Source organism: Promicromonospora sp. MS192 (genome assembly GCF_049532985.1).
Classification (GTDB): Bacteria; Actinomycetota; Actinomycetes; order Actinomycetales; family Cellulomonadaceae; genus Promicromonospora.
In genome coordinates this window covers 227978-251583 of record NZ_CP186693.1, presented here as the reverse complement: position 1 = coordinate 251583, position 23606 = coordinate 227978, and the positions used below count along the sequence as shown (strand labels likewise).

Sequence of the window (23606 nt, the reverse complement as noted above, 5' to 3'; positions counted from 1 at the left end):
GGCCCGAAAACCGACGTGGTTCCGGGCCCAATCGCTGGGTAGAAGGCAACTTCCGCAGTCCGCTCCTACTTGATCGCGCCCATCGACAGCCCGCGCACGAGCTGCTTCTGCGCCACCCAGCCGGCGATGATCACCGGGAGGGACGCCAGCAGCGCCGCCGCGCACAGCCGGGCCAGGAACAGCCCCTCGCTGGTCATCGTCGACACGATGAGCACCGGCACCGTCGCCGCCCGCGAGGCGGTGAGGTTGAGCGCGAAGAAGAACTCGTTCCACGCGAAGATCACGCAGATCAGCGCCGTGGCCGCGATGCCGGGGGCCACCATCGGGATGAGCACCGACCGCAGGGTGCGCATCAGCCCGGCGCCGTCCACGGACGCCGCCTCCAGCACCTCCCCCGGCACCTCCAGGAAGAACGACCGCATCATCCATACCGCGATCGGCAGGTTCATCGCGGTGTACAGGACCACCAGGGTCCAGATGTTGTCGAGCACCTTGAGCTGCCCGGCCACCACGTAGATGGGCACGATGACGGCCACGACCGGCAGCATCTTGGTGGAGATGAAGAAGAACAGCACGTCACTGACCTTCTCCACCGGCCGGATGGACAGCGCGTACGCCGCCGGGACGCCCAGCAGCAGCACCAGCACGGTCGAGACGCCGGTCGCGATGGCGGAGTTGGCCACGTAGGTGCCCGAGCCGCCCTCGATCACGGCCCGGAACTGGTCCAGCGTGGGCGTGAAGAACCACGTGGGCGGGTCGGACGCCGCCTGGTTCTCCTGCTTGAACGCCGTGGCCGCCATCCAGGCCACCGGGAAGAAGAAGGCGAGCGCCAGCAACCAGGTGAGCGTCGTCAGCACGCCACCCGTGGTTCGACGGCGGTACGCGCGCGTCACGTCGGACATGCTCACTCCTTGACCTCGAAGCTGCGGAAGATGAGGCGCAGCGCGGCCGAGGCCACGATGATCGTGGCGATCACGACGACGACGCCCATGGCGGCGGCCTGCCCGATGTCGAACCCGAGGAACGCGCGCTGGTAGATGTAGAACGGCAGGTTGGCGCTGGCCGTACCGGGCCCGCCCGCCGTCATGAGGTAGATCTGGTCGAACGTGTTGACCACGTAGATGACGCCGAGCAGCACGCCCAGCTCGATGTACCGGCGCAGGTGCGGCAGCGTGATCGAGGTGAACGTGCGCCACGGCCCCGCGCCGTCGACCGACGCCGCCTCCAGCACGTCCTTCGGCTGGGCCTGGAGGCCCGCGAGCACGAGCAGCATCATGAACGGCGTCCACTGCCAGACCAGTGCCATCAGGATGGCGATCACCGGGTACGTCGACGTCCAGTCCACGGCCTCGATGCCGACCAGCCCGAGCGTCCAGTTGAACAGCCCGTACGTCGGGTTGAGCATCGCGACGGACCACAGCACCGAGGACGCCACGGGCATCACGAGGAACGGCGTGATGAGCATGGTGCGCGCCACGCTGCGGCCGAAGAAGGGCCGGTCCAGCAGCAGCGCGAGCACGATGCCGAGCACCATGGCCACCAGCACGCAGCCGAGCGTGATGACCACGGAGTTCAGGGCGGTCTGCCGGAAGGTCGAGTCGGCGGCGATGTCCACGTAGTTGGACAGGCCCACGAAGATGTCCTCGCCCGGCCGCAGCAGGTTCTGCGAGCGCAGCGAGTACCAGATGGTCACGAGGAACGGGAGCTGCGTGACGATGATCGTGAAGATCAGGGCGGGCAGCAGCGGCCCGCGCCGGCGCCATCCCTCCGCGCGGCTCACGGCGCGCTCGGACGCCGCGGCCCGGGCCGCCCGCCGCGAGCCCTCGAGCCGGTCGATGGTCGAGGTGCTCATTGCTCCTCCTGGGCCCGGTAGGTCTCCGCCACGGTGTCGGCGTAGCGCTGGGACTGTGCGATGGCCTCGTCCACCGAGACCTGGCCGGCGATCGCCGCGGACATCTGCTGGCCCACGCGCGTGCCGAGGTCCTGGAACTCGGGGATGCCCACGAACTGGATGCCCGGGTAGGGCACCGGGTGGGTCATGGCCGACTCCTGGGTGGCCCCGTTCATCGACTCCAGCGTGGCGTCGGCGTACGCCTCGGAGACCTCGGCGTACTCGGGGATCTCGTAGGTGGACAGCCGGCTGCCCGGGGGCACCCGCTCCCAGCCGATCTCCTCGCCGACGGTCCTGATGTACTCCTTGTTCGTCATCCAGGACACGAAGTCCCAGGCGGCGTCCTTGTGCTGGCTCGTGGAGGGGATGGCCAGCGACCAGGAGTAGAGCCAGCCGGCCGACTCGGTGTCCGCCACGGGCGCGGGCGCGTAGCCGACCTTGCCCGCGACGGTCGAGGACGCCGGGTCCTCGATCGAGGAGACCATGGAGGTCGCGTCGTACCACATGGCCGACTGGCCCTGCGCGAACCGCGTGAGGCAGTCGCCGAAGCCTGACGTCGCGGCGCCCGGCTGCCCGAAGGACCGCACGGTGTCGACGTAGGTCTCGATGGCCTCGCGGCTCTCGGGCGAGTCGAGGGTGGCGTTCCAGTCCTCGTCGAACCAGCCGCCGCCGAACGTGTTGATCGCGGTGCTCATGGGGGCCATGACCTCACCCCAGCCGGCCAGGCCGCGCAGGCAGATGCCCGAGAAGTCCTGTGCCGGGTCGTTCAGCTCGCCGGCCAGCTCGCGCACGTCGTCCCAGGTGGGGTTGGCGGGCATCTCCAGGCCCGCCTCCTCGAACAGGTCGGCGCGGTAGGCCAGGAAGGACGACTCGCCGTAGAACGGCACGGAGTACATGTCGCCGTCGCGCGAGAGGGCCTCACGGACGCTGGGCACGAAGTCCTCGGCGTCGTAGCCCTCGGTGTCGTCGATGTACGGCTGCAGGTTCTCGATCCAGCCGTTCTCGGCCCACATGGGCGTCTCGTAGTTGGAGATCATGACGACGTCGAACTCGCCGCCGCCGGTGGCCACGGACGCCGTGATCTTGGCGCGGGCCTCGTTCTCGGGCAGCGACACGAACCGCACGTCGACGCCCGGGTGGGCGGCCCGGAACTCGTCCTGCAGCGAGATCGCGTCCTGCATCTGCGGGTTCGAGACGATCGCGACCACGATCTGCTCGCCCTCGCCACCGCCCACGGCGCCCGCCCCGGCACAGCCGGACAGGGCCAGCGTGACGGCTGCCGCCCCGGCAGCCAGCGTCGCTCTCACCGGCACGCCCGGCGCCGGGTTACCCCTTGGAGGTCGGAACATCCTCGTCCTCTCCTTGGCACAGCCTCTCCGCCGCGCTCATTTGAGAAATCTTGCTTGCTCATCTGCATCCGCAGAGTAGTTGGGTATGCTCAGGTGAGCAAGACCCCCCGCTCAACAGTCGCTCAACCGTTCCCCGCCACCGCCTGCGGGGAGTGAGGACGCAGGTGACCCAGAACGACTCCAACCTCATGGTCGAGGTGAGTACCGACTACTACGTCGACGGCAAGTCGAAGGTGGAGATCGCGCGTCATCGCGGCATCTCCCGGTTCCAGGTCGCCCGCCTGCTCACGCAGGCCCGGGAGCAGGGCGTGGTCCGCATCGAGATCACGCCGCCGCGGGTCGACGGCGAGCGCGGCGCACGACTGGCCGCCCGGCTCGGCGTGCGCGAGGTCCTCGTCGCGGCCAGCGGCGAGGACACGCTGAGCACCCGGGAGAACGTGGCGGTCGAGCTCGCCCGCACCGCGCGCGAGCACATCACGGAGGGCTCGACCGTGGGCGTCTCGTGGTCCCGCACGGTCGAGGCCGCGGTGCGGCACATCGGCCGGCTGCCGCACTGCGACGTCGTGCAGCTCGTCGGCGCCTTGCCCGTGGAGGGCAGCGGCAACTCGCTGGCCCTGATCACGACGTTCGCCCAGATGCCAGGCGTGCGCACCTGGCCCGTGTGGTCACCGCTCCTGGTGGCCGACGCCGCGACCGCCGCCGGCATGCGCCGCCAGCCGGAGATCGCCGACGCGCTGGCCCGCGCGGACCACCTGGACGTCGCCGTCGTGGCGATCGGGAACTGGTCCGAGCGCACGTCCACGGTGTTCCCCCAGATCAGCACCGAGGAGCAGCAGGCCGCCACCGCCGCGGGCGCCGTCGCCGAGTGCTCGGGCCGACTCTTCGACTCCACCGGGCAACCCGTGCGCACCAGCCTGGACGAGCGGGTCGTGGGCGTGACGCTCGAACAGCTCGTCGCGACGCCCGAGGTGATCGCCATCGGCTACGGCGCCGCCGTGGCCCCGGGCCTGGTGGCCGCCGTGCACGGCGGCATCGCCACCACCCTCGTGGTGGACGACGCCGCCGCGACGGCCCTGGAGACCCTCACCCCCTGACTACGCGCTGACGCGCGCGACCAGGGCCTCCACCGTGGCGCGGGCACCCTTCTCGTGCAGGGATGCCAGCGCGGAGGCGTACGCGGCGGTGAACCGCTCGTCGTCGACGAGGTCACCGAAGACCTCTCGGTCGCGCAGGAAGGCGAGCGGGTCGTCCTGCTGCGCCAGGGCCGCGGCGTGCAGCCGCTCGGCCAGCCGGTCCACGATCTCGATCGGCTCCCCCACCTCGTCCACGCCCTCGTCGTACCGGGCCCAGGAGGCGACCACGAGCGCGGCGTGGTCGATCGGCCCGCCGTGCGCCAGGTGGTACCGGGCCACGGGCAGCAACCACTTGGGGATACGGTCCGACGACTCGGCGCACAGCCGCGCCAGCGTGTCCGCCACGTGCGGGTTGGCGAACCGCTCGATGAGGGTCCGCTTGTACAGGTCCAGGTCGATGCCGGGCACGGGCTCGAGCGTGGGCGTTCCCTCGTCGTCCATGTAGCCGAGCAGGAACCGTGCGAACACGTCCTGCCCCGCGACCTCGTGCGCGTACCGGTGGCCCGACAGGTACCCCACGTAGCACAGGGCCTGGTGGCTCGCGTTGAGCAGCCGCAGCTTCATCAGCTCGTACGGCTCGACGTCGGCCACCACCTGCACCCCGGCGTCCTCGAACGGGGGCCGGCCGGTGGGGAACGTGTCCTCCAGGGCCCACTGCTCGAACGGTTCGGCCACCACGGGCCAGGCGTCGTCGATGCCGAACCGTTCGGCGACGAGCGCCCGGTCGGCGTCGGTGGTGACCGGGGTGATCCGGTCGACCATCGAGCTGGGGAACGCGACGTGCTGCTCGATCCAGTCCGCGAGCTGCGCGTCCTTGGCACGGGCGAACGTGGTGAACGCCCGCTTCGCGACCTCGCCGTTGCCCTGGATGTTGTCGCAGCTCATCACGGTGAACGGCGGCACGCCGCGGTCACGCCGGCGGCGCAGGGCCTCGGTGACCAGCCCGAACGTCGTCGCCGGGACGGCACCGTCGGCCAGGTCCGCGGCGACCGCCGCGTCGGCCAGGTCGAACTCGCCGGTCACGTGGTGGATGTTGTACCCGCCCTCGGTCACCGTGAGCGAGACGATGCGGACCTCGGGCGAGGCCATCTTCTCCAGCACGGCCTCCGGGTCGTCGGGCGCCAGGAGGTACTCCGTGATCGACCCGATCACGCGCGCCTCCAGGCGCCCGTCCGGGTGCTTGAGCGCCAGGGTGTACAGGCCGTCCTGGGCGGCCAGCGCGTCGCGCATCCGGGCGTCGCCCGGCAGCACGCCGACCCCGCAGACCGCCCAGTCCAGCGCCTTGCCCTGGGACATCAGCCGGTCCAGGTACATCGCCTGGTGCGCGCGGTGGAAGCCACCCACGCCCAGGTGCACGATCCCGGTGGTCAGCCGCGACCGGTCGTAGGTGGGGACCGTGAGGTCCGCGCCCTGGGGCGCGGACGCCACCAGGCCGTCCACGGTCTCTTCGCTGAGTGCCGTCATCGTGCTCCTCCGCCGCCCTTCTGACTCCTGCGTGAAACGCCGTCAGGCTAACAGATGAGCGTCGGAGGAAGCACAGATGAGCGCCCGGTCAGGCCGGGGGCTCGACCGGGAACGGCTCGCCGAAGTCCGCCGACCGGCTCACGGCGCTCCACCGCAGGTCCGACTCCAGCAGGCGGCGGTCCTGCGCCGCGGACATCTCGGCGGCGTTCACGCCGAGCGGCAGGTTGTCGGGCAGGTCGTCACGCCCGGCGAGCGTGACGAGGATCTGCGCCGCCCGGTCCGGGTCGCCCGCGGCTCCCGCGCCGGACTGCCGCATGCGCGCGTTCATGGCACCGACGGTGGACTCGTACTCCGGCGGCACGTCGGCCACGGTCATGGACGCGCCGGCCCAGTCCGTCCGGAACCCGCTGGGCTCCACGACGAGCACCCGCACGCCGAACGGCGCCGTCTCGACCCGGAGCACCCGGCTGAACCCGTCGATGGCGAACTTCGCCGCCTGGTAGGACGCGATGCCCGGCGACCCGCCGACCCGCCCGCCCACGGAGGAGAACTGGATCACGAGGCCGCCGCCCTGCTCGCGGAGCAGGGGGATCGCCGCCTTGGACACGTGGTAGACGCCCCAGAAGTTGGTCTCGAACTGGGTGCGGAAGTCGGCGTCCGAGGTGGTCTCGATCGGGGAGACGTTGGCGTAGCCCGCGTTGTTGACGATCACGTCGAGCCGCCCGAACCGGGCCGACGCCTCGGCGAGCGCCGCCTGGGCCGCCGCCGGGTCGGTCACGTCGAGCCGGAGCGGGAGCACCCGGTCGCCGTACTCGGCCACGAGGTCGTCGAGCTGTTCGGGGCGGCGCGCCGTGGCGGCGACCCGGTGGCCGGCGGCGAGGGCCGCGCGGGCGAGGGAACGGCCGAAGCCGCGGGAGGAACCGGTGATGAACCATGTCTGCTGCATGGCTTTATAAAACACCGTTGCTCTAAGTTGTACAACCCCGTTGCGCTAAGATGTGACCATGACGACAGGCGACTTCCAGCGGGCCCGCTCCCCCGAGGCCAAGCGCGTCCGGGAGGTCGCCATCCTCGACGCCGCCCGCCGGCTCGGCACCGAGCGGGGCATCCGACAGGTCACGCTGACCGACATCGCGGACGCCGTGGGCATGCACAAGTCCGCGATGCTGCGGTACTTCGAGACGCGCGAGGAGATCTTCCTGCGCCTCACGGCCGAGGGCTGGCGGGACTGGGCGCCGGACCTCGCCGAGCGCCTGCGCGGCCTCGCGCGGCCCGACGCCGACGGCGTCGCCGCCGCGTTCGCCACCTCGCTCGCCGCCCGCGGGATGTTCTGCGACCTGCTGGGCCAGACGCCGCTGAACCTGGAGCGCAACGTGTCGGTGGAGAAGGTCCGGGAGTTCAAGCTCACGACCGGCGAAGGGCTGGGCGTCATCATCCCCGCCGTCCGCGCCGCGCTGCCGGGCCTGACCGAGCAGGACGGCGTCGACCTGATCGCCGCCGCGACCTCGATGGCGGGCACCTTCCACCAGATCGCCACCCCGGGGCCGGAGGTCGCGGAGCTCTACCGCTCCGACCCGCGCATGGCGCACGCCCTGGTCGAGGTGGAGCCGCGGCTGGCCCGGATCCTCGCCGCGATGCTCCGGGGCCTGGTCAGCGAGCGCACCGCCGGAACCGGCCGCACCGCCTGAGCCATCACCTGCGGACGGCTGCCGCGTACCGCCGGGACAGCAGCGCCAGGTGGTCCACGAGGGCCGGCGGCCCGTCGGCCGTGAAGTCGAGCCCGAGCATGCCGATCCACACGGCCACCGTCTCGATGCTGTCCCCGCCGGTGACCAGCACGCACGTGGCGTCGTCCCGTGGCTCGACCGTGCCGACGGCGGGGTTGATGCGGTCCAGCACCTCGTGCGCCGGTGCGTGCACCAGGATCCGGGCGTGCACCGCCCAGCCCGTGCGCGCCACCTCGCGCACCACGAACTCGGTCAGGTCGAACGGCGGCTCCACAGGCGTGAACCGGCGTCCGCCCGGTGTGCGCAGCTCCAGCCAGTCCACGCGGAACGGCTCCCACCCGCCCGAGGCCACGTCCCGGCCCACGAGGTACCACCGGCGCTGCCACGCGACGAGGCGCACCGGCTCCACCTCCCGCGGCTGCTCGCGGTACCAGAACCGCAGCCCCTGGTGGTCGCGGATCGCGGCGGCCAGCGCCGTGAGCAGGGCGGGGTCGACCGCGGGGTCGGTGACGTTGCTGTCGGTGTTCACGGGGCCTGCGCTCGTGGCGTCCCGCAGGGCGGCGACCTGGCGGCGCAGCCGGTCGGGCAGCACCTGCTCCAGCTTGCCCAGCGCGCGGGCGCTGCTCTCCTCGATCCCCGCCACGGCGTTCGCGGCCCGCAGCCCCACCGCGATGGCGACCGCCTCCTCGTCGTCGAGCACGAGGGGTGGCAGCCTGCCGCCCACGCCGAGCCGGTACCGTCCGCCGGGCCCGCGCACGGCGTCCACCGGGTAGCCCAGATCCCGCAGGCGGGCGACGTCGTTGCGCACCGTACGACCGGTGACGTCGAGGCGCGCGGCGAGCTCGGCGCCGGACCAGTCGGCGCGCGACTGCAGCAGACCCAGGAGGGCGAGCAGACGCCCCGCGGTGGCACTCATGGGACTCCTTCTTCTCGCTTCTCGAACCCGATCTCGAATCAGCTCAGAATAGAGGAAAGAAGCGTTCCTGAACCCCTCGTAGTGTCGGAGACATGGACACCACGACGAACACCTCAGCCCCCACCGACATCCGGCCGTTCCGCATCGCGATCCCCCAGGCGGACCTCGACGACCTGGCCGACCGCCTCGCCCGGACCCGCTTCGCCCCGGCCGCCCCCGGCGACTCCTGGGACTACGGGACACCCGAGTCCTACCTGCGCGGCGCCGTCGACCGCTGGCGCACCGGCTTCGACTGGCGCGCCGTCGAGGAGCGGGCCAACAGCTTTCCGCAGTTCCTCACCGAGATCGACGGCCAGACGGTGCACTTCCTGCACGTCCGCTCGGCCGAGCCGGGTGCCCGGGCGCTCGTCCTGACCCACACCTACCCGGGCTCGTTCCTCGACTTCGTCGACATGATCGGCCCGCTCACCGACCCGGTGGCCCACGGCGGCCGCGCCGAGGACGCGTTCCACGTGGTGATCCCGTCGATCCCCGGGTTCGGCTTCAGCACCCCGCTGAGCGAGCCGGCCGACGGCGGCTCCTGGACCATGGCCCGCGTGGCCCGCACCGTCGACACCCTGATGCGCCGGCTCGGCTACGAGTCCTACGGCGCGCACGGCAGCGACGCCGGGGCCATGGTCGGCCGGGAGCTGGCGGTCCTCGACCCCGCGGGCTTCCTGGGCGCCCACGTGCTCCAGCTCTTCTCGTTCCCCACGGGAGCCGAGGGTGAGATGGACGGGTTCGGCCCCAAGGAGTTCGCCGCCCTGGGGCACCTGCAGTGGTTCCAGAGCGTGGGCGGGTACAACGCGATGAACGGCTCCCGGCCCCAGACGATCGCGGCCGGGCTCAGCGACTCTCCCGTGGCCCAGCTCGCCTACAGCGAGCTGTTCGAGAACTTCGGCAACGGCACCAGCAAGGTCTCCCTCGACCAGGTGCTCGCCCAGGCCAGCCTCTACTGGCTCACCAACACCTCGGCCACCTCGGTGCGGTACCACTACACCGAGCAGCGCTCGGGCGCGGAGCCGGTGGTCAGCACGGGCCGGATCGGCGTGGCCGTCTTCGCCGACGACTTCCAGACCATCCGCGCGTTCGCCGAGCGCGACAACGCCCGGATCGAGCACTGGGCCGAGTACCCGGAGGGCGGCCACTACGCGGCCCTGGAGGTCCCCGAGGTCGTGGTGGACGACCTCCGCGCCTTCTTCCCCCACTCCTGACCACCCCGGCAACGCCGAGTGCTGGACGTTCGCCCTCTCCGACCCCCGGAAGGGCGAACGTCCAGCACTCGGCGTCGGCTCAGTGGGCCTCGTGCGTGTGGGGCTCGCCGCCCGAGACGCCGTTCAGCTCGTTGGGGGTGACGCCCAGCTCGGCGGACTTCCAGACCTCACCCGTCTCGATGTCGACCGCGTGGATCGAGTCCGTGGCCGGGTCGGTCACGTACACCGAACCGTCCAGCGTCAGGATCGCGGGCCGCGGCTCCTGCCACTCGACCGGCTCCTCCCACTCGTCGATCACCGGGACGGACTTCGTCAGCTCGCCCGACTCCGGGTCGATCACGTGCACCTGACCGTCCGTGCCGAGCACGAGGGCCTCGCCGTCGTCGCCCCGCGCGAGCGACCGGAAGGTGTACGACGACGGCAGGTCGACCAGCTCCAGCGACCCGTCCCGGGTGTCGATCAGGGAGACGCGGGTGGGACGCTCCAGCTCGGCGTCCTTGTCGGTCTTGTAGTCGCCCAGCACGATCGGCGATGCCTCGGAACCGGCCTGGTTGCCGATGCGGCCGTAGCTGTCGGGGGCCTCGACCTTGGTGATCTTGCCGTCCGCGTAGACGACGGCGCCGTCCTCGCAGCCGATCACCACGGCCTCGTCGGCCGCGACGGCCTCGCCGTGCACGCCGGGGCACTCGTCCGACGCCGCGATCTCCTCGCCGTCGCCGTCCAGCACCCGGATGCCCGTCCGCGCGTCCTCGGTGCCCTCGGAGACCACGAGCGTGTCATCGGTCAGCTCGACGGCCACGCCGTGGTGGGCCGACGGCGTCGTGTACTCCCGGGCGGCGGCGTCGGCGTCGGCCACGTGCTCGGAGTCGACGACCCGGACCAGGCCGGTGCCGTCGTCGAACAGGGCCGTACGGCCCTCGTGCACCACGACGTGACCGGGTTCGGTGGCGTCGTACCGCACGTCCGTCAGGGTGGGCTCGGCCGTCCAGTAGTGCGAGTGGTCACCGTGCGCCTCGGCCCAGGTGCCCAGGTCGAGGGCCTGGAAGCCGCCGGTGGTCGAGACCATCAGGTGCCGCTCGTCGCCGGCCGGATTGAGCCGCGTGAAGCCCTCCAGCTGGACCTCGCCGACGGGCTCGAGGCTCATCGCGTCGAGCACGAGCACACCGCCGTCGTAGGTGACGGCGACACGCGGCGTGCTCGCCTGGACCTCGGTCGCATCCGGCGCCTCGTGCTCGTCGGCCCCGTGCTCGTCCGTACCGGCCGACGACGACGGCGAGCCCGCCGCCGCACCGTCGTCCGCCGCGCAGGCGCTCAGCAGGAGCAGGGACAGGGCGGCGCCGAGGCCGGCAGCCGTGCGGGTGGTGTGGTTTCTCATCGTGGTCGGGCGGCCCGGTCGGGGTCGCCCGCTCCTTTCTTCTAGAATGACAACCATTCTCATACCGGGCCAGAGTCAACCACGTATGAGAACGATTCTCAAACAGCTCGCAGGAACGCCCATCACCCGCCGCGCGGCACCTCGTCGTGGCGCACCAGGAACCTGACGACACGATCCACCACCCGCGCCGGCGCCTGGGCCCGCACACCGTGACCTGCGCCGGGCACGACCACGACCTCGGCGCCCGGCAGGAGCACCGCGATCCGACGCTGGGCCGCCGGCGGGTCGGACACCACCGACGCGCCACCGTAGATCGCCAGCAGGGGCGGGGTGAACGATGCCAGCTCCGCGTCCTTGAGGGGCCGCGCCCACCGGACCGCCAGGCGGAAGCTCTGACCGGCACGGACGTTCGCGAGCTCCACCTCTGTCATGGTGAGCCCGGGCGTGAGCCACTCGCTCATAGCCCGCCAGCCCTCCTCGGTGCGGTCGCCACCGAACCGGACCAGCCGCAGCAGCGCCCGCCACGGGGTACGCGCGACGACCCCGTTCGGCTCGATCAGGGACACGCTTGCCACCCGCTCGGCCGCGTACAACCCGACGAGGGTCGCGTGCCAGGCACCCGCCGACTCCCCCAGAACGTGCACCCGCTCAAGGCCGAGCCCGTCCAGCACCTCGGCGAACCAGGTACCAAAGTCCGCCTCACGAGCCATCGGCGCAGTCTGCACGCTGCGCCCCGGGCCCCCGACGGTGTCAAGGGCGAGCACCGGACGCCCCTGGGCCAGCCCCTCGACCACGGAGTGCCAGTGCAGCCCGTTCCCGAGAACGCCATGGAGCAGGACCAACGGCAGGCCGTCACCGGCCCCGGACCGCCGCACGTGCGTCGTACCGAACGACGTGGTGACGTCCGCCGTCTCAGCGGGCAGCGGCCAGAGCCCTTCCATCGCCTCGTAGCTGCGGAGGTAGGCCTCTCGGGCCTCGTCGCTCGAGAACCGGCCGATCTTCGCCATGGCGCCTTCCCCTCTCGGTGATGGTATGAACGTATCACTTATGATGGTTCAGGCATACCAATAAGGCGGCCCAGGTCGCCCGAGACGACGAGAGGCGGCCCACATGCCGCGACTGGCCGACCACGACCAGCGCCGAAAGCAGATCACCGACGCCGCGCGCCGTGTCGTCGCGCGCGACGGACTCGGCTCCGCCACGTTTCAGTCGGTGGCTGCCGAGGCAGGCATCTCGGTACGCCTGGTCCAGTACTACTTCGGCACCAAGCGCGCGTTCCTGCTGGCGACCCACCAGGCCGTGGTGGCCGACGCCGGCGCCCGGTTCGCCCGGGGCCTGGACGCGCTCGGCTCCGACCCGACGCCGCGGGAGGTGATCCGAACCGTGCTGGCGGAGCTGCTGCCGACCGACGCCGCGCGCAGACAAGACACAGTGCTGCTCAACACGTTCCACACCGCGGCACTGACCGCACCTGCCGAGGAACCCGGAATCGTCGCCGACGACACCCTGAGCGCGCCGCGCTTCCTCGTCCGGACGATCGCGGAACAGCTCCGTCGGATCCGCCCCGGCGGGCCGGCGTCCCCGGAGGACACTGCCGACCTGGACGCCGAACTGATCGTGGCCGCCACGGCCGGACTTGCCCAGACCCTCCTCGTCGATCCGAACGCCGCCGAGCGCGCCGACGCCCTGCTCGACCGGCTGCTGGACCGGATGGCCGCGGGATGAACGTGTCCTCCGTCCCGCTGGGTCAGACCCCGCCCAGACCCGAGTACGCGGCGACGAAGGCGACCCCGACCACCACCGTGCCCGCGACCGCGAGCGCCACCTGCACCGCACCCCGGATCCGCCGCACCAGCATCACGGCCAGCAGCGCGAGGCCGGCGACGCCGATGACCGTCCAGTACACCGGGCTGGTCGTCTCGCGCACGACGGTCAGTCCGTACAGCGCCTCGCCCACGCCGATCCCCGCCAGCAGTGCGGTGCCGAGCGCGGCTCGGACGCCGGCGGCCCGCAGCCACACGGCCGCCATGCCCACGAACGGGCCGGCCACGACCCCCACGACGGAGAAGAGGAGCGGGTCGTAGACGAGACCGCGCACCTGGGACGCGACCGTGTAGCCGAGCACGAGCAGCACGAAGCTCACGGCGCCGAGCACCGCCGCGGGACCGGTGCGCATCCGGGACCAGTACAGGAGCGACGCCGTCAGCACCGTCCAGCCGCTGGCCGAGTTCGCGAACGACGCGAAGGAGTCGGGCAGGAACCCCTGGGCGTAGGACGTGAGGCCGCCCAGGAGGAAGCTCAGGGCGACGACGGCCAGCGCCCGCACGAGCGGACGGGTCAGAACGGCGTCGGCGGACGACGCCCGGGTCACGGTGGTCATACCGGGAACCTAACGACGGTGGTCGTCCCCGCACATCGGACTCCGGTCGGACGGCGTCAGACCAGGGGTGGACACGGGCTAGCGTAAGCGGATGGCAACCCTTCACGACGTGGTGTTCGACTGCCGGCACCCCGCTTCCCTCGCACGGTTCTGGGCCCTGGCCCTCGACGGTTACGACGTGGCCCCCTACGACGACGAGGAGCTGACCCGGCTGCGCACCCTCGGCGTCCACGACCCCGAGGACGACCCGTCGGTGCTGGTGGAGGCACCCGGCCGCACCCCACGACTGTTCTTCAACCGGGTGCCCGAACCCAAGACCGTGAAGAACCGCGTGCACCTTGATGTGCGCCACCCCGACCGGGACGCCGAGGTGGCGCGCCTGGTCGCTGCCGGCGCGACGGAGGTCGGCCGGCACGAGGACTGGGTGGTCATGACCGATCCCGAGGGGAACGAGTTCTGCGTGTTCCCGGCCTAGCCCGCTGGGCGGCCCAGGTCCGGCGCGGACGCAGGATCGCCCCCGGCGGTGCGGCACAGCTCAGCGAGCCGCCGTCCCACCCCGCCCGGCCTGCCGGGCGGGGCGGTTCCGGTGCCACCGACAGATACGCGTGCCCGGTCGGGGTGACCGTCTCCACCGCGAACCGGCCGCTGGTGTCGCCGTCCGGTCGTCGCTGGGTCCAGCCCGGCGCCTGCTTCGCGTGGTTGCAGCGCACGCACAGGCCTTGACCGTTGTCCACGCTCGTGGAGCCGCCCTCGCCGAACGGTCGCACGTGGTCGGCGTGCCGCATCGGCGCGTCGCAGTACGGCGTGGCACAGATGCCGTGCTGCCTCGCCCGCAGCACCGTGGTGATGCCCCGGGTGAAGAAGCGGCTCGTGCTCGTCGTGGCCAGCAATCGGCCGGCCGGGTTGACGTAGATCGCGCGGAGCCAGGCCGCGTCTGCGTCTACGCCCGCGGCCACGAGCTCCCGCGCCACGGGAGCGGGTACGACCCCGACCCCTGCGGCGGATCCCTCCAGCAGCACCGCCGGGTCCTCACCACCGGCGAGCAACGCCTCGTCCGACACGAGCAGGTTCACCGTGACGGGCACGTCGTCGGCCCGCTCGCGGCCGGTCACCCGCTCGATCAGCGTGTCGGCCATGACCTGCCCGCCCGACCGCTCGTCACCGGCGGCCCTGGCGGCTGCGGCGTGCGCCGCGAGCTGCGCGTAGGCCTGGACACCCTGTTTCATCGGCACCAGTGCGGTCAGGTACACCATGAGGTCGGGTGCCGGACGCACCGAGACCCGACGCTCACCCTCCGCCTTCGCCAGCCGCTTGACGCACGCGTGGACGTCCAGCCGCGCCGCCAGCTCCTTGATGCGGGCCGTGAGCCGCTTGCCGCCCAGGCCCGCCAGCGTCCGCAGGTCGCCGCAGATCTGCTCGTCGATGAGCGCGCGGTGCTCCGGGCTCAGGTGCGAGGTCTCGCGCACGAGCATCCTGGCGCGCCATTCGCTCAGGGCTCCGCGCCGGAGGGCCTCGAGGGTGTAGGGCATCTGCCGCACCCACACGCCGGCGTCACCCACGAACGAGCCCGCCGCGTTCGGCGAGAGCCCCATGGCGAGACCGACCTGGGACGCGACGCCCCGGCCTCGGCGCTCGGCCCGGATACCCTGCGCGGCCTCCGCGGCCCGGGTGGCCTCGTCCAGCGCCACCACGACCCGGGCCTGGGCGGCGGACACCGTGTGCTTGATCTTCTCGAGCTCCTCGAGCAGGTCCACCCAGGCCGCCTGGGTCTCCCCCGGCACGCCCCCGCGGTCGCCACCGGGCAGGACGCCGTGCGCGATCACTCCGCGCAGCAGCGCGGCGACACCCGCGTCGAGGATCGCCGCGTCACCGACTGTCGCCGAGGCATCGGGCAGCGCAGAATCGAGTGCCTCACCTGCCTCAGCCACACTGGTCATCCGCCTCGTCATGGCACGATCCTATCGAACACATGATCGATTCGCTGGTCCCGCTCACCGGCCTGTGGACAACGACGGCGACCGCTCGGTCAGCGGGCGGCGCGGGAGCAGGCCGAGGACCGGCCCTGACCCGGCGTCCGGCCCGCCGCACGGTCGCGGCGGGCCGATCCCCGCCCCGGGCCTACTGCTGCGGCCGCCAGGGCCCCCACTGGTCGCCGGGCGTCTGGTTCCGTGTCCACCAGCGCGCCACGTAGGTCGTGCCGTCGTGGACCGCGACGTCGCCGGCCTCGAAGATGCGCGACGGAGTCCACTGCGCCACACCGTCCCGCTCGGCGATCTCCTGCCACGGGCCGTACGCCGCACCGGGCTCCTGCCCGCGCGTCCACCAGGCCGCCCGCCAGGTCGAGCCCGCGAACGACACCTCGTCGCCCGCCCCGTAGGCCGACGCCGCCGCCCAGGCCGGTGCCGCCGGCGCGCACCCGTCGTCGCACACGCTGAAGGACGCGAGGACCGCCTTGTGGTCCGAGGGCCAGACGGCGTCCGGCGTGAGGATCTGGTCGGCGCTGTCGTCGTCGACCCGCTCGTTCCGCACGATCGTCGACTGCGGCCCGACCACGGACGCCGCGTCGATCGACACCCGCTCGTCGGGCGTGACGAAGACGTAGTCGATGCGGTCGCGCTCGTCGGCCTCGGGGGCCCAGGTGAGCTCGGAGGTCGGGAAGAGCGGGTTGTCCGAGGGCCAGGTGACGCCGGGGTTCGCGACCGGGTCAGGGTGCACCTCGCGGTAGGCGTCGACCAGGCCGCCGTCGAGCAGCGCCTGCGTGCTCTGCCACGGGATCACGAGGCCGTTGTGGTCCTGGAGGTCGGCGGTGGCCGCGGTCCAGTCCTGCACCGACGGCTCGTTGAAGTCCCCGCCGACCACCGCGATGCGGCCCGCCGCGCGCTCGGCCGCGACGTCCTCGACGAGTGCCGCGACCGTCGCCGGGCGGCCGGACTGACGGTTGGCCTCCAGGATCGCGTCCACATCCGTGACCGGGCCGCCCGGGAGCTTGTCCCACGTGTCCCAGCCGTCCGGCCAGTCGCCGAGCACCGCGCCGCCGTAGCCGCGCGGCAGGTAGGTGGCGTACCAGCGGTACTCGAGGTGGCCGCCGTAGGCCACCACCTCGGTGCCGTTGACGTCGAGCACCGCCTTGGTCCACCAGCGGTCCACGGTGCTGGTCTCCAGGATCGGGTAGCGCGAGACGATGCCGGTGTCGGTCGCGATGACGTGGTCGTAGCCGAGCAGCGCGGCGACCTGCGCGGGCGCGTCGCCCTGCTCGGGCATGAAGGTGACGTCGGCGTCGGTCTCCCGCAGCACGTCGGCGATCTCCCGGGCGCCATCGTCGATCTGCGTGCCGCCGTGCCACAGGTTGAACGTGAGCACGTTGAGCTCGCTCACGCCGTCCACCTCGGGCTTCGGCTCCGCCGGCGGCACGGCCGCGCCGTCCTCGACCGTGAGGTCGACGGGACCGGCGAGCACGTCGTAGCCGTCGTCCTGGAGCAGGTAGACGTCGTAGTCGCCCGCGCCGACCGACGCGGCGTTGTGGGTCCAGCCGTCCCGGTCGCCCGGGCCCCAGGTGACGGTGCCGGTCGCGTCCGGCACGTACCGCCAGTCGAGCGACGCGGGCCCGCCGGGCACGGCGCCGTCGCGGTAGATGCCGATCCAGTTGCGGTCGTGGACGGCACCGGTGGCGTCGAAGGTGATCGAGACGGACTCGTCGGCGCCGATCACGGACCGGTCGAGGCCGAGGGACGGCTCGGCGGCGGAGGCGACCGGGGCGACCGCGAGAGCGGCGAGGACGCCGCCCGTCACGAGGGTCGCGAGGAGTCCTCGGCGAAGGCGTACGGATGACATCGGCTGGTTCTCCCGGGCTCGGAAACGCGCTGCGGCCGTGACAGTACGAGGCGAGCATGGCCGGTCCGTGGCCGGGAGGTGAACTGCCGCGGCGGCTCAGTCCGTGGTGTCGGCCTTCCGGCGGGACGAGCGCCGGGCCTGCACCGCGAGCCCCGCCAGGGCGAGCACGGTGCCCGCCACCACCAGCCCCTGGACCCACGGCCCGAGGGCCACCCCGGCGGTGACGCCGTCACGCAGCTCGACGTCGGTGACGATCAGGCCGGCCTGGTCGGCGGGCAGGGCGGGGCCGGCGGTCCCGTCGGGCGCGAACACCTGGCTGGTGCCCGTGGTGGAGAGGTTGACGACGGCGCGGCCGGTCTCGACGGCGCGCATCCGGGCGAAGGCGGTCTGCTGCAGGTTCTCGTCGGTGCCCCGGAAGTCGGCGTTGTTCGTCTGGAACATGAACGCCTGCGCGCCGTTGCCGATGCCCTCGCGGACGACGTCGTCGAACACGACGTCGAAGCAGATCGCGAGGCCCACGACGGCGTCGCCGGTGTCGACGGCGGGCACGTCGGTGCCGGGCGTGTACTCGCGGCCCAGCAGGTTGACGAGGCTGGGCACGATGGCGCCGTAGAGCCACCGGTCCGGGACGTACTCCCCGAACGGGACGGGGTGCCGCTTGGCGTGCGAGGCGGTGGCGCCCTCCTCGGTCCACAGGAACGACGTGTTGTAGATCAGCTCGCCCTTCGACGACGCGGCGTTGACCAGCAACGGGGCGTCGTACTGCCGAGCCGCTGTGTCCAGGGCCCGCTCCGTGGCGGGGTCGGCGAGGGGATCGCTGCCGACGCCGCCCTCGGGCCAGACCACGAGGTCGACCCGCTCGTCCGCCAGGGGTGCGGAGGCGGCGAGCTGGGCGTCCAGCAGTGCGCCGGGTGCGCGCTCGTCGGAGTAGGCCGCGGGGCCGTTCCCCTGGACGGCGCCGACCCGCAGGGTGCCGGCGTGCGATGTCGGGAACTGGGGCGTGACCAGCAGCAGGACCGCGAGCACCACGGCGGGCACGGCGGTCGGCAGGGTGGCGGGCAGGACGGCGGTCCACCGCCGCCACCGCCGGGCTGCCCCGGCGCCGTCCTCCCCTGCCGGGACCGGGACGTCGTCGGCCCGTGCCGGGACCGGGACGTCGTCGGCCCGTGCCGGGGCGGTGGTGCGCGCGACCCGGACCACCTCGATGACGGCGGCGCACAGCAGCACCATGCAGAAGCTGAGCCCGGACACGCCGAGCCAGGACGCGACGGGTGCGATCGGGCTCGCGGACTGGCTCATGCCGAGGCGCCCCCAGGGGAACCCGCCGTACGGCCAGGAGCCCATGGCGAGCTCGCGCGTGGTCCAGGCTCCGGCGACCAGGAGCGGCAGCACGGCCAGCCGCACCACCCCGGTGGAGCGCCACCGGGGCAGCCACCGGTAGGCGAGCGTGACGAGCGGGGACAGGGCTGCCGTGAAGAGGGTCTGCGCAGTGGCCAGCGCCACCCAGGGCACCCAGCCCAGGGGGTCGTCACCCAGGAACCGCGACGACCAGGACACGTGCGGGAACCAGAAGGCCGCGCCGAACGCCGCACCGGCCAGCACCGCGCCCCAGGCTCGCCGTCCGACGAGCGTGAGCAGCGCGAGGGTCACGGCGACGAACGCGAGCGGCCACCACCCGAGGGCGGGGAAGGCGCCGTCGAGCGTGACACCGGCCAGCGCCGCGACGGGAACCGCTGCCGCGAGCGGCAGGAGCGGCGGGTCGAGGGGCCGGGTCCGCGCGGTCGTCCGTGCCTCGGGGGCGGGGCCGGCGCCGGGGGCCGGCTGCGAGAGGGCTGCCTGCGTCACGACCGGAGTCTCCCATCCCTGGCTGGGAACGGCGGCCCGCCCGACGATGAGACACTTACCGGTCTGTAAGTTTTCGTGGTTACGATCGCCCGACGGACAGACCCGATCGATACGAAGGAGTGCCGTGGTGGACCAGCGCGAGCAGGAGGTGGGTCTCCGGATGGACACCCAGGAGCCCGACGGGACGCCCGTCTACCTCGACCCGGACCGCCCGGTCCCCGAGCGGGTGGCCGACCTGCTGTCCCGGATGACCGTGCCCGAGAAGGTGGGGCAGATGCTCCAGCTCGACGCGCGCGGCGACTACGAGGGCGACATCCTGCGCAAGCACGTGGGGTCGATCCTGCACACCTCCCCCAGCCGGCTGGAGCGCGCGCACGACCTCGTGGAGCAGACCCGGCTGCGCATCCCGCTCCTGGTGGGCGAGGACTGCATCCACGGCCACTCCTTCTTCGAGGGCGCGACCATCTTCCCGACGCAGCTCGGCATGGCCGCGACCTGGGACCCCGCGCTGGTGGAGCAGGCCGCCCGGATCACCGCGGTCGAGGCGTCCGCGACCGGCGTGCACTGGACCTTCAGCCCGGTGCTCTGCATCGCCCGCGACCTGCGCTGGGGCCGGGTGGACGAGACGTTCGGCGAGGACCCGTACCTGATCGGCGAGCTCGCCTCCGCGATGGTGCGCGGCTACCAGGGCAACGGCCTGGCCGACCCGACCGCGATCCTGGCGACCGCCAAGCACTTCGCCGGGTACTCGGAGACCCAGGGCGGCCGCGACGCGTCCGAGGCGGACATCTCCCGCCGCAAGCTGCGGTCCTGGTTCCTGCCCCCGTTCGAGCGGGTCGCCAAGGAGGGCTGCGCCACCTTCATGCTGGGCTACCAGTCCATGGACGGCGTGCCGATCACGATCAACGACTGGCTGCTGAACGACGTGCTGCGCGGCGAGTGGGGCTACACCGGCACCCTGATCACCGACTGGGACAACGTGGGCCGCATGGTCTGGGAGCAGAAGGTCCAGCCCGACCACGCCCACGCCGCCGCGGCGGCCGTCCGGGCGGGCAACGACATGGTGATGACCACGCCGCAGTTCTTCGAGGGCGCCCAGGAGGCCATCGACGCCGGCCTGCTCGCCGAGTCCGACCTCGACCGTGCCGTGGCCCGCATCCTCACCCTGAAGTTCGAGCTCGGCCTCTTCGAGAACCCGCGCCGGCCCACCCTCGCCCGGGACGGCGCGCTCATCGGCTGCGCCGACCACGCGGCCGTCAACCTCGAGGTCGCGCGCCGCTCGCTCGTCCTGCTGCGCAACACCGGCGGCACGCTCCCCCTCGCGGGCGGCTTCACCACCCGGGACGACGACGGTCGCGCCGCCGGGGCCGGTGCCGACCGGCCCCGGCGCGTCGCCGTCGTCGGGCCGCTGGCGGACGCCGCCCAGGAGCAGCTCGGCGACTGGGCGGGCAGCTCGGGGCAGGCCGACTGGCTGCCCGACGGGCACCCGCGCGACATGATCACCACGGTGCTCGACGGGCTGCGCGACCTGACGCCGCAGGACTGGACGGTGACCAGCGCACTCGGGGCCGAGATCGTCTCGCTCGTCACGCCGCCCGAGGGCGACACCCTGCCCGACGGCCAGCCCCGGCCCAAGATCGCCGTGCCCCGCGACCCCGACCCGGAGCTCGTCGCCGAGGCCGTGGCCCGGGCGCAGGAGGCCGACTACGTCGTCGCCGTGGTGGGCGACCAGGTCGAGCTGGTCGGCGAGTACAAGTCGACCGCGACGCTGGAGCTGGTCGGCGGGCAGGTGGCACTCCTGGACGCGCTGGCCGCGACCGGGACGCCGCTGGTGGTCGTGGTGATGGCGTCCAAGCCGCTCGTGCTGCCCCGGTCGGCCCTGAACGCGGACGCGCTGCTCTGGGTGGCCAACCCCGGCATGCGGGGCGGGCAGGCGATCGCCGAGCTGCTGCTCGGGCTGATCGAGCCGTCCGGGCGGCTGCCGATCTCGTTCGCGCGGCACGCGGGCCAGCAGCCGGTCTACTACAACCAGATCCGCGGCCAGCACGGGTCCCGGTACGCCGACCTGACCCAGGAGCCGGCGTTCGTGTTCGGCCAGGGGCTGTCCTACGGCACGGTGGAGTACTCGGGTCTGGAGGTGCTCGGCACCGAGGTCACCCACGAGGACACCGTCCGGGCCCGCGTCACCCTGACCAACACGGGCACCCGCCCGGTGCGCGAGACCGTGCAGGTCTACGTCAGCGACTCGGTGACCTCGGTGAGCTGGGCGGACAAGGAGCTCAAGGCCTACCGGCAGGTCGACGTCGCCCCCGGGCGCACGGTCGCGGTGGACCTGGACCTCCCGGTGGCGGACTGCACGATCGTGGACCGGGAGGGCCGCCGCGTGGTCGAGCCGGGCAGCTTCGAGCTCCTGGTGGGCCGCTCGTCCCGCGACGCGGACCTGCTGCGCGCCCCCTTCACGGTGCTCCCCCGGTGAGGTCGTGACGTCGCGTCGAGGTCGGTACAGGCCTGTGCCGGCCTCGACGCGACGTCACGACCTCGGCCGTCAGCGGGTGGCCAGGAGGAACTGCTCCGGGCGCAGGGCGCGGGAGACGATCCGGGTGTCGCCGATCCAGCCGTAGAAGCCCTGGCCGAACGTCCCGGCACCCTGCGTGCCCCCGAGGGCGAACGGCTTGCCGACCGCGCTGATCCCGCGCGACACCGTCGCGGCGTTGCGGGCGATCTTCGAGCCGTCCACGTACAGCGTCGTGTACCGGCCGTCGTTGACGATCGCGATGTGCGTCCAGCGACCCACGGGCAGCGCGTGGCTCCAGGAGGTCGGGTCGTCGTCGATCGGCACCGGGTAGACCACGAACTGCAGGAACCGCTCGCCCGTCACGTTCAGGCTGCACGGTGCGTCGTCCTCGGACCACCCGCCGCTCTTGCCGGCGTCGCCCGCACGGCCCTCCCAGCTCAGGATGCCCATCCAGGAGTGGTCGCCCTGGAAGGGCTCCGGGAGCTTGACGAAGGTCTCGATCGTGTAGCCCGACTCGAACGTCATGCCGTTGACCGGCGCGTGCGGGCCGGTGTGCAGCACGGCGCCGCGGTCGGGCCCCTTGCCGCCGTCGAACCGGAGGCTCGCGTGGGCCGGCTGGTCGTCGTGGTGCTCGGCGGACCAGGTGAGCGCGGCGGGCGCGCTGTCGTGCAGCAGCACCGAGGTGAGGTGGTTGCCGTTCCCGCTCAGGTCACGGACGACCGTACCCGGTGCCACGGGGGCGCCGTCGGTCGCGGCCCCGCCAGGCCCGCCTCGTCGAACCGCCAGTAGGCGACGGTCCCGCGCGGCATCACGGCCGACGGCGGCCGCGGCGCGGGCACCACGGGCGGCGCGAACGCGGCGAACCGCTCGTCGAAGTCGATCTCGACGGTGAACCGGTCGACGTCGCCACTGAGCTCGACGTGCTCGTTCTCCAGGGGCGTGGGGTCGGGCTTCGCCCCGAGCCACGGCGAGAACGTCTCGACGTCGATCACGCCGCGGGACAGGTCGAACGAGTAGTAGCGGAGCATGCCCGCGCCGCCGTAGTAGCGGTCCTGGTAGTTGGTGATGTGCAGGTGCACGGCGTGGCCGGCGTCGTTGGTCAGCGTGGTGCGGCCGGACGGCCAGTAGTGCCCGCCGAGCGCGAGGAAGATCTGGTCGTTGGTCGTGATGAGACGGTCCCAGAGCCGCTGACCGTTGTCGGACAGGTGGGCCTGGCCGTCGTCCTCGGCCCAGACGAGGTCGTGGGTGGTCAGGATGGCGGGCAGCGTGTCGTGCTCGTCCAGCACGCCCTGGGCCCAGGCCAGCCCGGCGTCGGACACCCGCCAGTCGAGCGCGAGCACCAGCCACTCGCGTCCGCCGCCACGCACCACGTGGTAGCTGTTGTAGCCGTCGGGCGAGGATCCGCCGTAGGTCTCCATCCGGGCGAACCGCCGCGGGCCGAAGGTGCGCAGGTACGGGGTGTCGCCCCGCTGGTCGTCACCGGAGACGTCGTGGTTGCCGGCCAGCACGCTGTACGGCATGCTGCCGGCGGCCTCGAACGCGCGGCGCGCCGCGAGCATCTCCGCCTCGGTGCCGTGCTCGGTGACGTCACCGAGCTGGGTCATGAAGACGATGTTGTCCCGCTTCCGCTCCCGGACCAGGTGGCGCAGGGTGGCGCGCACCGGTTCGGGGTCGGAGCCGCCCTCGTCCAGGAGGTACTGGGTGTCGGGCAGGACGGCGATGGTGAAGCGCGGGTCGGTGCCGTCGGGCAGGCCGGCGCTCGCCTCGGTGATGGCGGGTGCGGCTGCTGCCGTGGCGGCAGAGGCGGAGGCTGCCGAGGCGGAGGCTGCCGACAGGACCGGGACGGCCGCAGCGGCCCGGAGCAGGGATCGGCGTGAGAGCTTGTTGTCCACGGCTCACAGGGTGGCCGGGGCGGTTGGCGCCGGGG

The 23606-nt window shown here is 72.5% G+C and carries 20 protein-coding genes; 6 read left to right on the top strand and 14 right to left on the bottom strand.

All coding sequences use genetic code 11. From position 1 onward, the window contains the following. Nucleotides 1–65: 65 nt before the first annotated feature. The 3 genes from ACO229_RS01110 to ACO229_RS01100 are packed head-to-tail and all read right to left on the bottom strand — an operon-like array spanning nt 66 to nt 3240. A complete protein-coding gene (locus ACO229_RS01110) occupies nt 66–902 on the bottom strand; it encodes a carbohydrate ABC transporter permease (protein ID WP_397431118.1) in 837 nt (278 codons plus the stop codon). Between the two features lie 2 nt (nt 903–904). Further along, nucleotides 905–1852, bottom strand: coding sequence for a carbohydrate ABC transporter permease (locus ACO229_RS01105; protein WP_397431119.1), 948 nt, complete (start codon nt 1850–1852; stop codon nt 905–907). Beyond that, nucleotides 1849–3240, bottom strand: a complete 1392-nt coding sequence (locus ACO229_RS01100) for an ABC transporter substrate-binding protein (protein ID WP_423463439.1) — start codon at nt 3238–3240, stop codon at nt 1849–1851. The genes ACO229_RS01105 and ACO229_RS01100 overlap by 4 nt, the downstream gene beginning before the upstream one ends. A gap of 164 nt (nt 3241–3404) precedes the next feature. Here ACO229_RS01100 and ACO229_RS01095 point away from each other — a divergent pair, with 164 nt between their 5' ends. Continuing rightward, nucleotides 3405–4334, top strand: coding sequence for a sugar-binding transcriptional regulator (locus ACO229_RS01095; RefSeq protein WP_423463438.1), 930 nt, complete (start codon nt 3405–3407; stop codon nt 4332–4334). On the opposite strand, the gene ACO229_RS01090 is transcribed toward ACO229_RS01095, so the two are convergent. Both ACO229_RS01090 and ACO229_RS01085 read right to left on the bottom strand, forming a co-directional pair. Further along, nucleotides 4335–5837, bottom strand: coding sequence for a mannitol dehydrogenase family protein (locus tag ACO229_RS01090; RefSeq protein WP_423463437.1), 1503 nt, complete (start codon nt 5835–5837; stop codon nt 4335–4337). It lies immediately after the preceding gene. Between the two features lie 88 nt (nt 5838–5925). Beyond that, complete coding sequence (locus ACO229_RS01085; protein ID WP_423463436.1) at nt 5926–6783, bottom strand: SDR family NAD(P)-dependent oxidoreductase; 858 nt, start codon at nt 6781–6783, stop codon at nt 5926–5928. Between the two features lie 58 nt (nt 6784–6841). Between ACO229_RS01085 and ACO229_RS01080 the strand changes: the two genes are divergently transcribed. After that, on the top strand, nt 6842–7525 hold the full coding sequence (locus tag ACO229_RS01080) for a TetR family transcriptional regulator (protein WP_423463435.1): 684 nt from the start codon (nt 6842–6844) through the stop codon (nt 7523–7525). A gap of 4 nt (nt 7526–7529) precedes the next feature. Here ACO229_RS01080 and ACO229_RS01075 read toward each other — a convergent pair whose 3' ends face one another. Next, nucleotides 7530–8480 (bottom strand): helix-turn-helix transcriptional regulator, encoded by a 951-nt coding sequence (locus tag ACO229_RS01075; protein ID WP_423463434.1) that lies wholly within the window; start codon nt 8478–8480, stop codon nt 7530–7532. A gap of 92 nt (nt 8481–8572) precedes the next feature. On the opposite strand from ACO229_RS01075, the gene ACO229_RS01070 reads away from it, so the two are divergent. Then, nucleotides 8573–9733 carry an epoxide hydrolase family protein gene (locus ACO229_RS01070; protein ID WP_423463433.1) on the top strand — a complete coding sequence of 387 codons (1161 nt, stop codon included), beginning with the start codon at nt 8573–8575 and terminating at the stop codon, nt 9731–9733. Nucleotides 9734–9812: 79 nt separating this feature from the next. On the opposite strand, the gene aztD is transcribed toward ACO229_RS01070, so the two are convergent. Both aztD and ACO229_RS01060 read right to left on the bottom strand, forming a co-directional pair. Then, on the bottom strand, nt 9813–11108 hold the full coding sequence (aztD, locus tag ACO229_RS01065) for a zinc metallochaperone AztD (protein WP_397411378.1): 1296 nt from the start codon (nt 11106–11108) through the stop codon (nt 9813–9815). A gap of 122 nt (nt 11109–11230) precedes the next feature. Then, entirely contained in the window at nt 11231–12115 is an 885-nt protein-coding gene (locus ACO229_RS01060; RefSeq protein ID WP_423463432.1) for an alpha/beta fold hydrolase, read from the bottom strand. A 103-nt stretch (nt 12116–12218) separates the two neighbouring features. Between ACO229_RS01060 and ACO229_RS01055 the strand changes: the two genes are divergently transcribed. Next, nucleotides 12219–12833: a TetR/AcrR family transcriptional regulator gene (locus ACO229_RS01055; RefSeq protein WP_423463431.1), complete on the top strand. Its 615-nt coding sequence runs from the start codon at nt 12219–12221 to the stop codon at nt 12831–12833. A gap of 22 nt (nt 12834–12855) precedes the next feature. Here the strand turns inward: ACO229_RS01055 and ACO229_RS01050 are convergent, their stop codons facing one another. Further along, nucleotides 12856–13488 carry a DUF6518 family protein gene (locus tag ACO229_RS01050; RefSeq protein ID WP_423463430.1) on the bottom strand — a complete coding sequence of 211 codons (633 nt, stop codon included), beginning with the start codon at nt 13486–13488 and terminating at the stop codon, nt 12856–12858. Nucleotides 13489–13579: 91 nt separating this feature from the next. Between ACO229_RS01050 and ACO229_RS01045 the strand changes: the two genes are divergently transcribed. Further along, the gene (locus tag ACO229_RS01045) at nt 13580–13963 is read left to right on the top strand and encodes a VOC family protein (RefSeq protein WP_423463429.1); all 384 of its coding nucleotides are present in this window, start codon (nt 13580–13582) and stop codon (nt 13961–13963) included. On the opposite strand, the gene ACO229_RS01040 is transcribed toward ACO229_RS01045, so the two are convergent. From ACO229_RS01040 to lnt, 3 genes are all read right to left on the bottom strand, one after another. Next, nucleotides 13917–15437, bottom strand: coding sequence for an HNH endonuclease (locus ACO229_RS01040; protein WP_423463428.1), 1521 nt, complete (start codon nt 15435–15437; stop codon nt 13917–13919). The two genes, ACO229_RS01045 and ACO229_RS01040, sit on opposite strands and share 47 nt — an antisense overlap. Nucleotides 15438–15606: 169 nt before the next feature. Continuing rightward, a complete protein-coding gene (locus ACO229_RS01035) occupies nt 15607–17319 on the bottom strand; it encodes a carbohydrate-binding protein (protein WP_423463427.1) in 1713 nt (570 codons plus the stop codon). Nucleotides 17320–17415: 96 nt separating this feature from the next. Continuing rightward, complete coding sequence (gene lnt, locus ACO229_RS01030; RefSeq protein WP_423463426.1) at nt 17416–19164, bottom strand: apolipoprotein N-acyltransferase; 1749 nt, start codon at nt 19162–19164, stop codon at nt 17416–17418. A gap of 160 nt (nt 19165–19324) precedes the next feature. On the opposite strand from lnt, the gene ACO229_RS01025 reads away from it, so the two are divergent. Then, the gene (locus ACO229_RS01025) at nt 19325–21640 is read left to right on the top strand and encodes a glycoside hydrolase family 3 N-terminal domain-containing protein (protein ID WP_423465247.1); all 2316 of its coding nucleotides are present in this window, start codon (nt 19325–19327) and stop codon (nt 21638–21640) included. A 69-nt stretch (nt 21641–21709) separates the two neighbouring features. On the opposite strand, the gene ACO229_RS01020 is transcribed toward ACO229_RS01025, so the two are convergent. Further along, nucleotides 21710–22414, bottom strand: a complete 705-nt coding sequence (locus ACO229_RS01020) for a LamG domain-containing protein (protein ID WP_423463425.1) — start codon at nt 22412–22414, stop codon at nt 21710–21712. After that, nucleotides 22384–23571, bottom strand: coding sequence for a metallophosphoesterase (locus ACO229_RS01015; RefSeq protein WP_423463424.1), 1188 nt, complete (start codon nt 23569–23571; stop codon nt 22384–22386). The genes ACO229_RS01020 and ACO229_RS01015 overlap by 31 nt, the downstream gene beginning before the upstream one ends. Between the last annotated feature and the right edge of the window lie 35 nt (nt 23572–23606).

What these genes read in the sequence shown, in the direction of transcription:
- ACO229_RS01025 (WP_423465247.1), top strand. Translation starts at nt 19,325, where the DNA reads ATGGACACCCAGGAGCCCGACGGGACGCCCGTCTACCTCGACCCGGAC.
- ACO229_RS01060 (WP_423463432.1), bottom strand. Translation starts at nt 12,115, where the DNA reads ATGGCGAAGATCGGCCGGTTCTCGAGCGACGAGGCCCGAGAGGCCTAC.
- ACO229_RS01055 (WP_423463431.1), top strand. Translation starts at nt 12,219, where the DNA reads ATGCCGCGACTGGCCGACCACGACCAGCGCCGAAAGCAGATCACCGAC.
- ACO229_RS01035 (WP_423463427.1), bottom strand. Translation starts at nt 17,319, where the DNA reads ATGTCATCCGTACGCCTTCGCCGAGGACTCCTCGCGACCCTCGTGACG.
- ACO229_RS01040 (WP_423463428.1), bottom strand. Translation starts at nt 15,437, where the DNA reads ATGACGAGGCGGATGACCAGTGTGGCTGAGGCAGGTGAGGCACTCGAT.
- ACO229_RS01050 (WP_423463430.1), bottom strand. Translation starts at nt 13,488, where the DNA reads ATGACCACCGTGACCCGGGCGTCGTCCGCCGACGCCGTTCTGACCCGT.
- ACO229_RS01070 (WP_423463433.1), top strand. Translation starts at nt 8,573, where the DNA reads ATGGACACCACGACGAACACCTCAGCCCCCACCGACATCCGGCCGTTC.
- aztD (WP_397411378.1), bottom strand. Translation starts at nt 11,108, where the DNA reads ATGAGAAACCACACCACCCGCACGGCTGCCGGCCTCGGCGCCGCCCTG.
- ACO229_RS01085 (WP_423463436.1), bottom strand. Translation starts at nt 6,783, where the DNA reads ATGCAGCAGACATGGTTCATCACCGGTTCCTCCCGCGGCTTCGGCCGT.
- ACO229_RS01080 (WP_423463435.1), top strand. Translation starts at nt 6,842, where the DNA reads ATGACGACAGGCGACTTCCAGCGGGCCCGCTCCCCCGAGGCCAAGCGC.
- ACO229_RS01110 (WP_397431118.1), bottom strand. Translation starts at nt 902, where the DNA reads ATGTCCGACGTGACGCGCGCGTACCGCCGTCGAACCACGGGTGGCGTG.
- ACO229_RS01075 (WP_423463434.1), bottom strand. Translation starts at nt 8,480, where the DNA reads ATGAGTGCCACCGCGGGGCGTCTGCTCGCCCTCCTGGGTCTGCTGCAG.
- ACO229_RS01100 (WP_423463439.1), bottom strand. Translation starts at nt 3,240, where the DNA reads ATGTTCCGACCTCCAAGGGGTAACCCGGCGCCGGGCGTGCCGGTGAGA.
- ACO229_RS01090 (WP_423463437.1), bottom strand. Translation starts at nt 5,837, where the DNA reads ATGACGGCACTCAGCGAAGAGACCGTGGACGGCCTGGTGGCGTCCGCG.
- ACO229_RS01045 (WP_423463429.1), top strand. Translation starts at nt 13,580, where the DNA reads ATGGCAACCCTTCACGACGTGGTGTTCGACTGCCGGCACCCCGCTTCC.
- ACO229_RS01105 (WP_397431119.1), bottom strand. Translation starts at nt 1,852, where the DNA reads ATGAGCACCTCGACCATCGACCGGCTCGAGGGCTCGCGGCGGGCGGCC.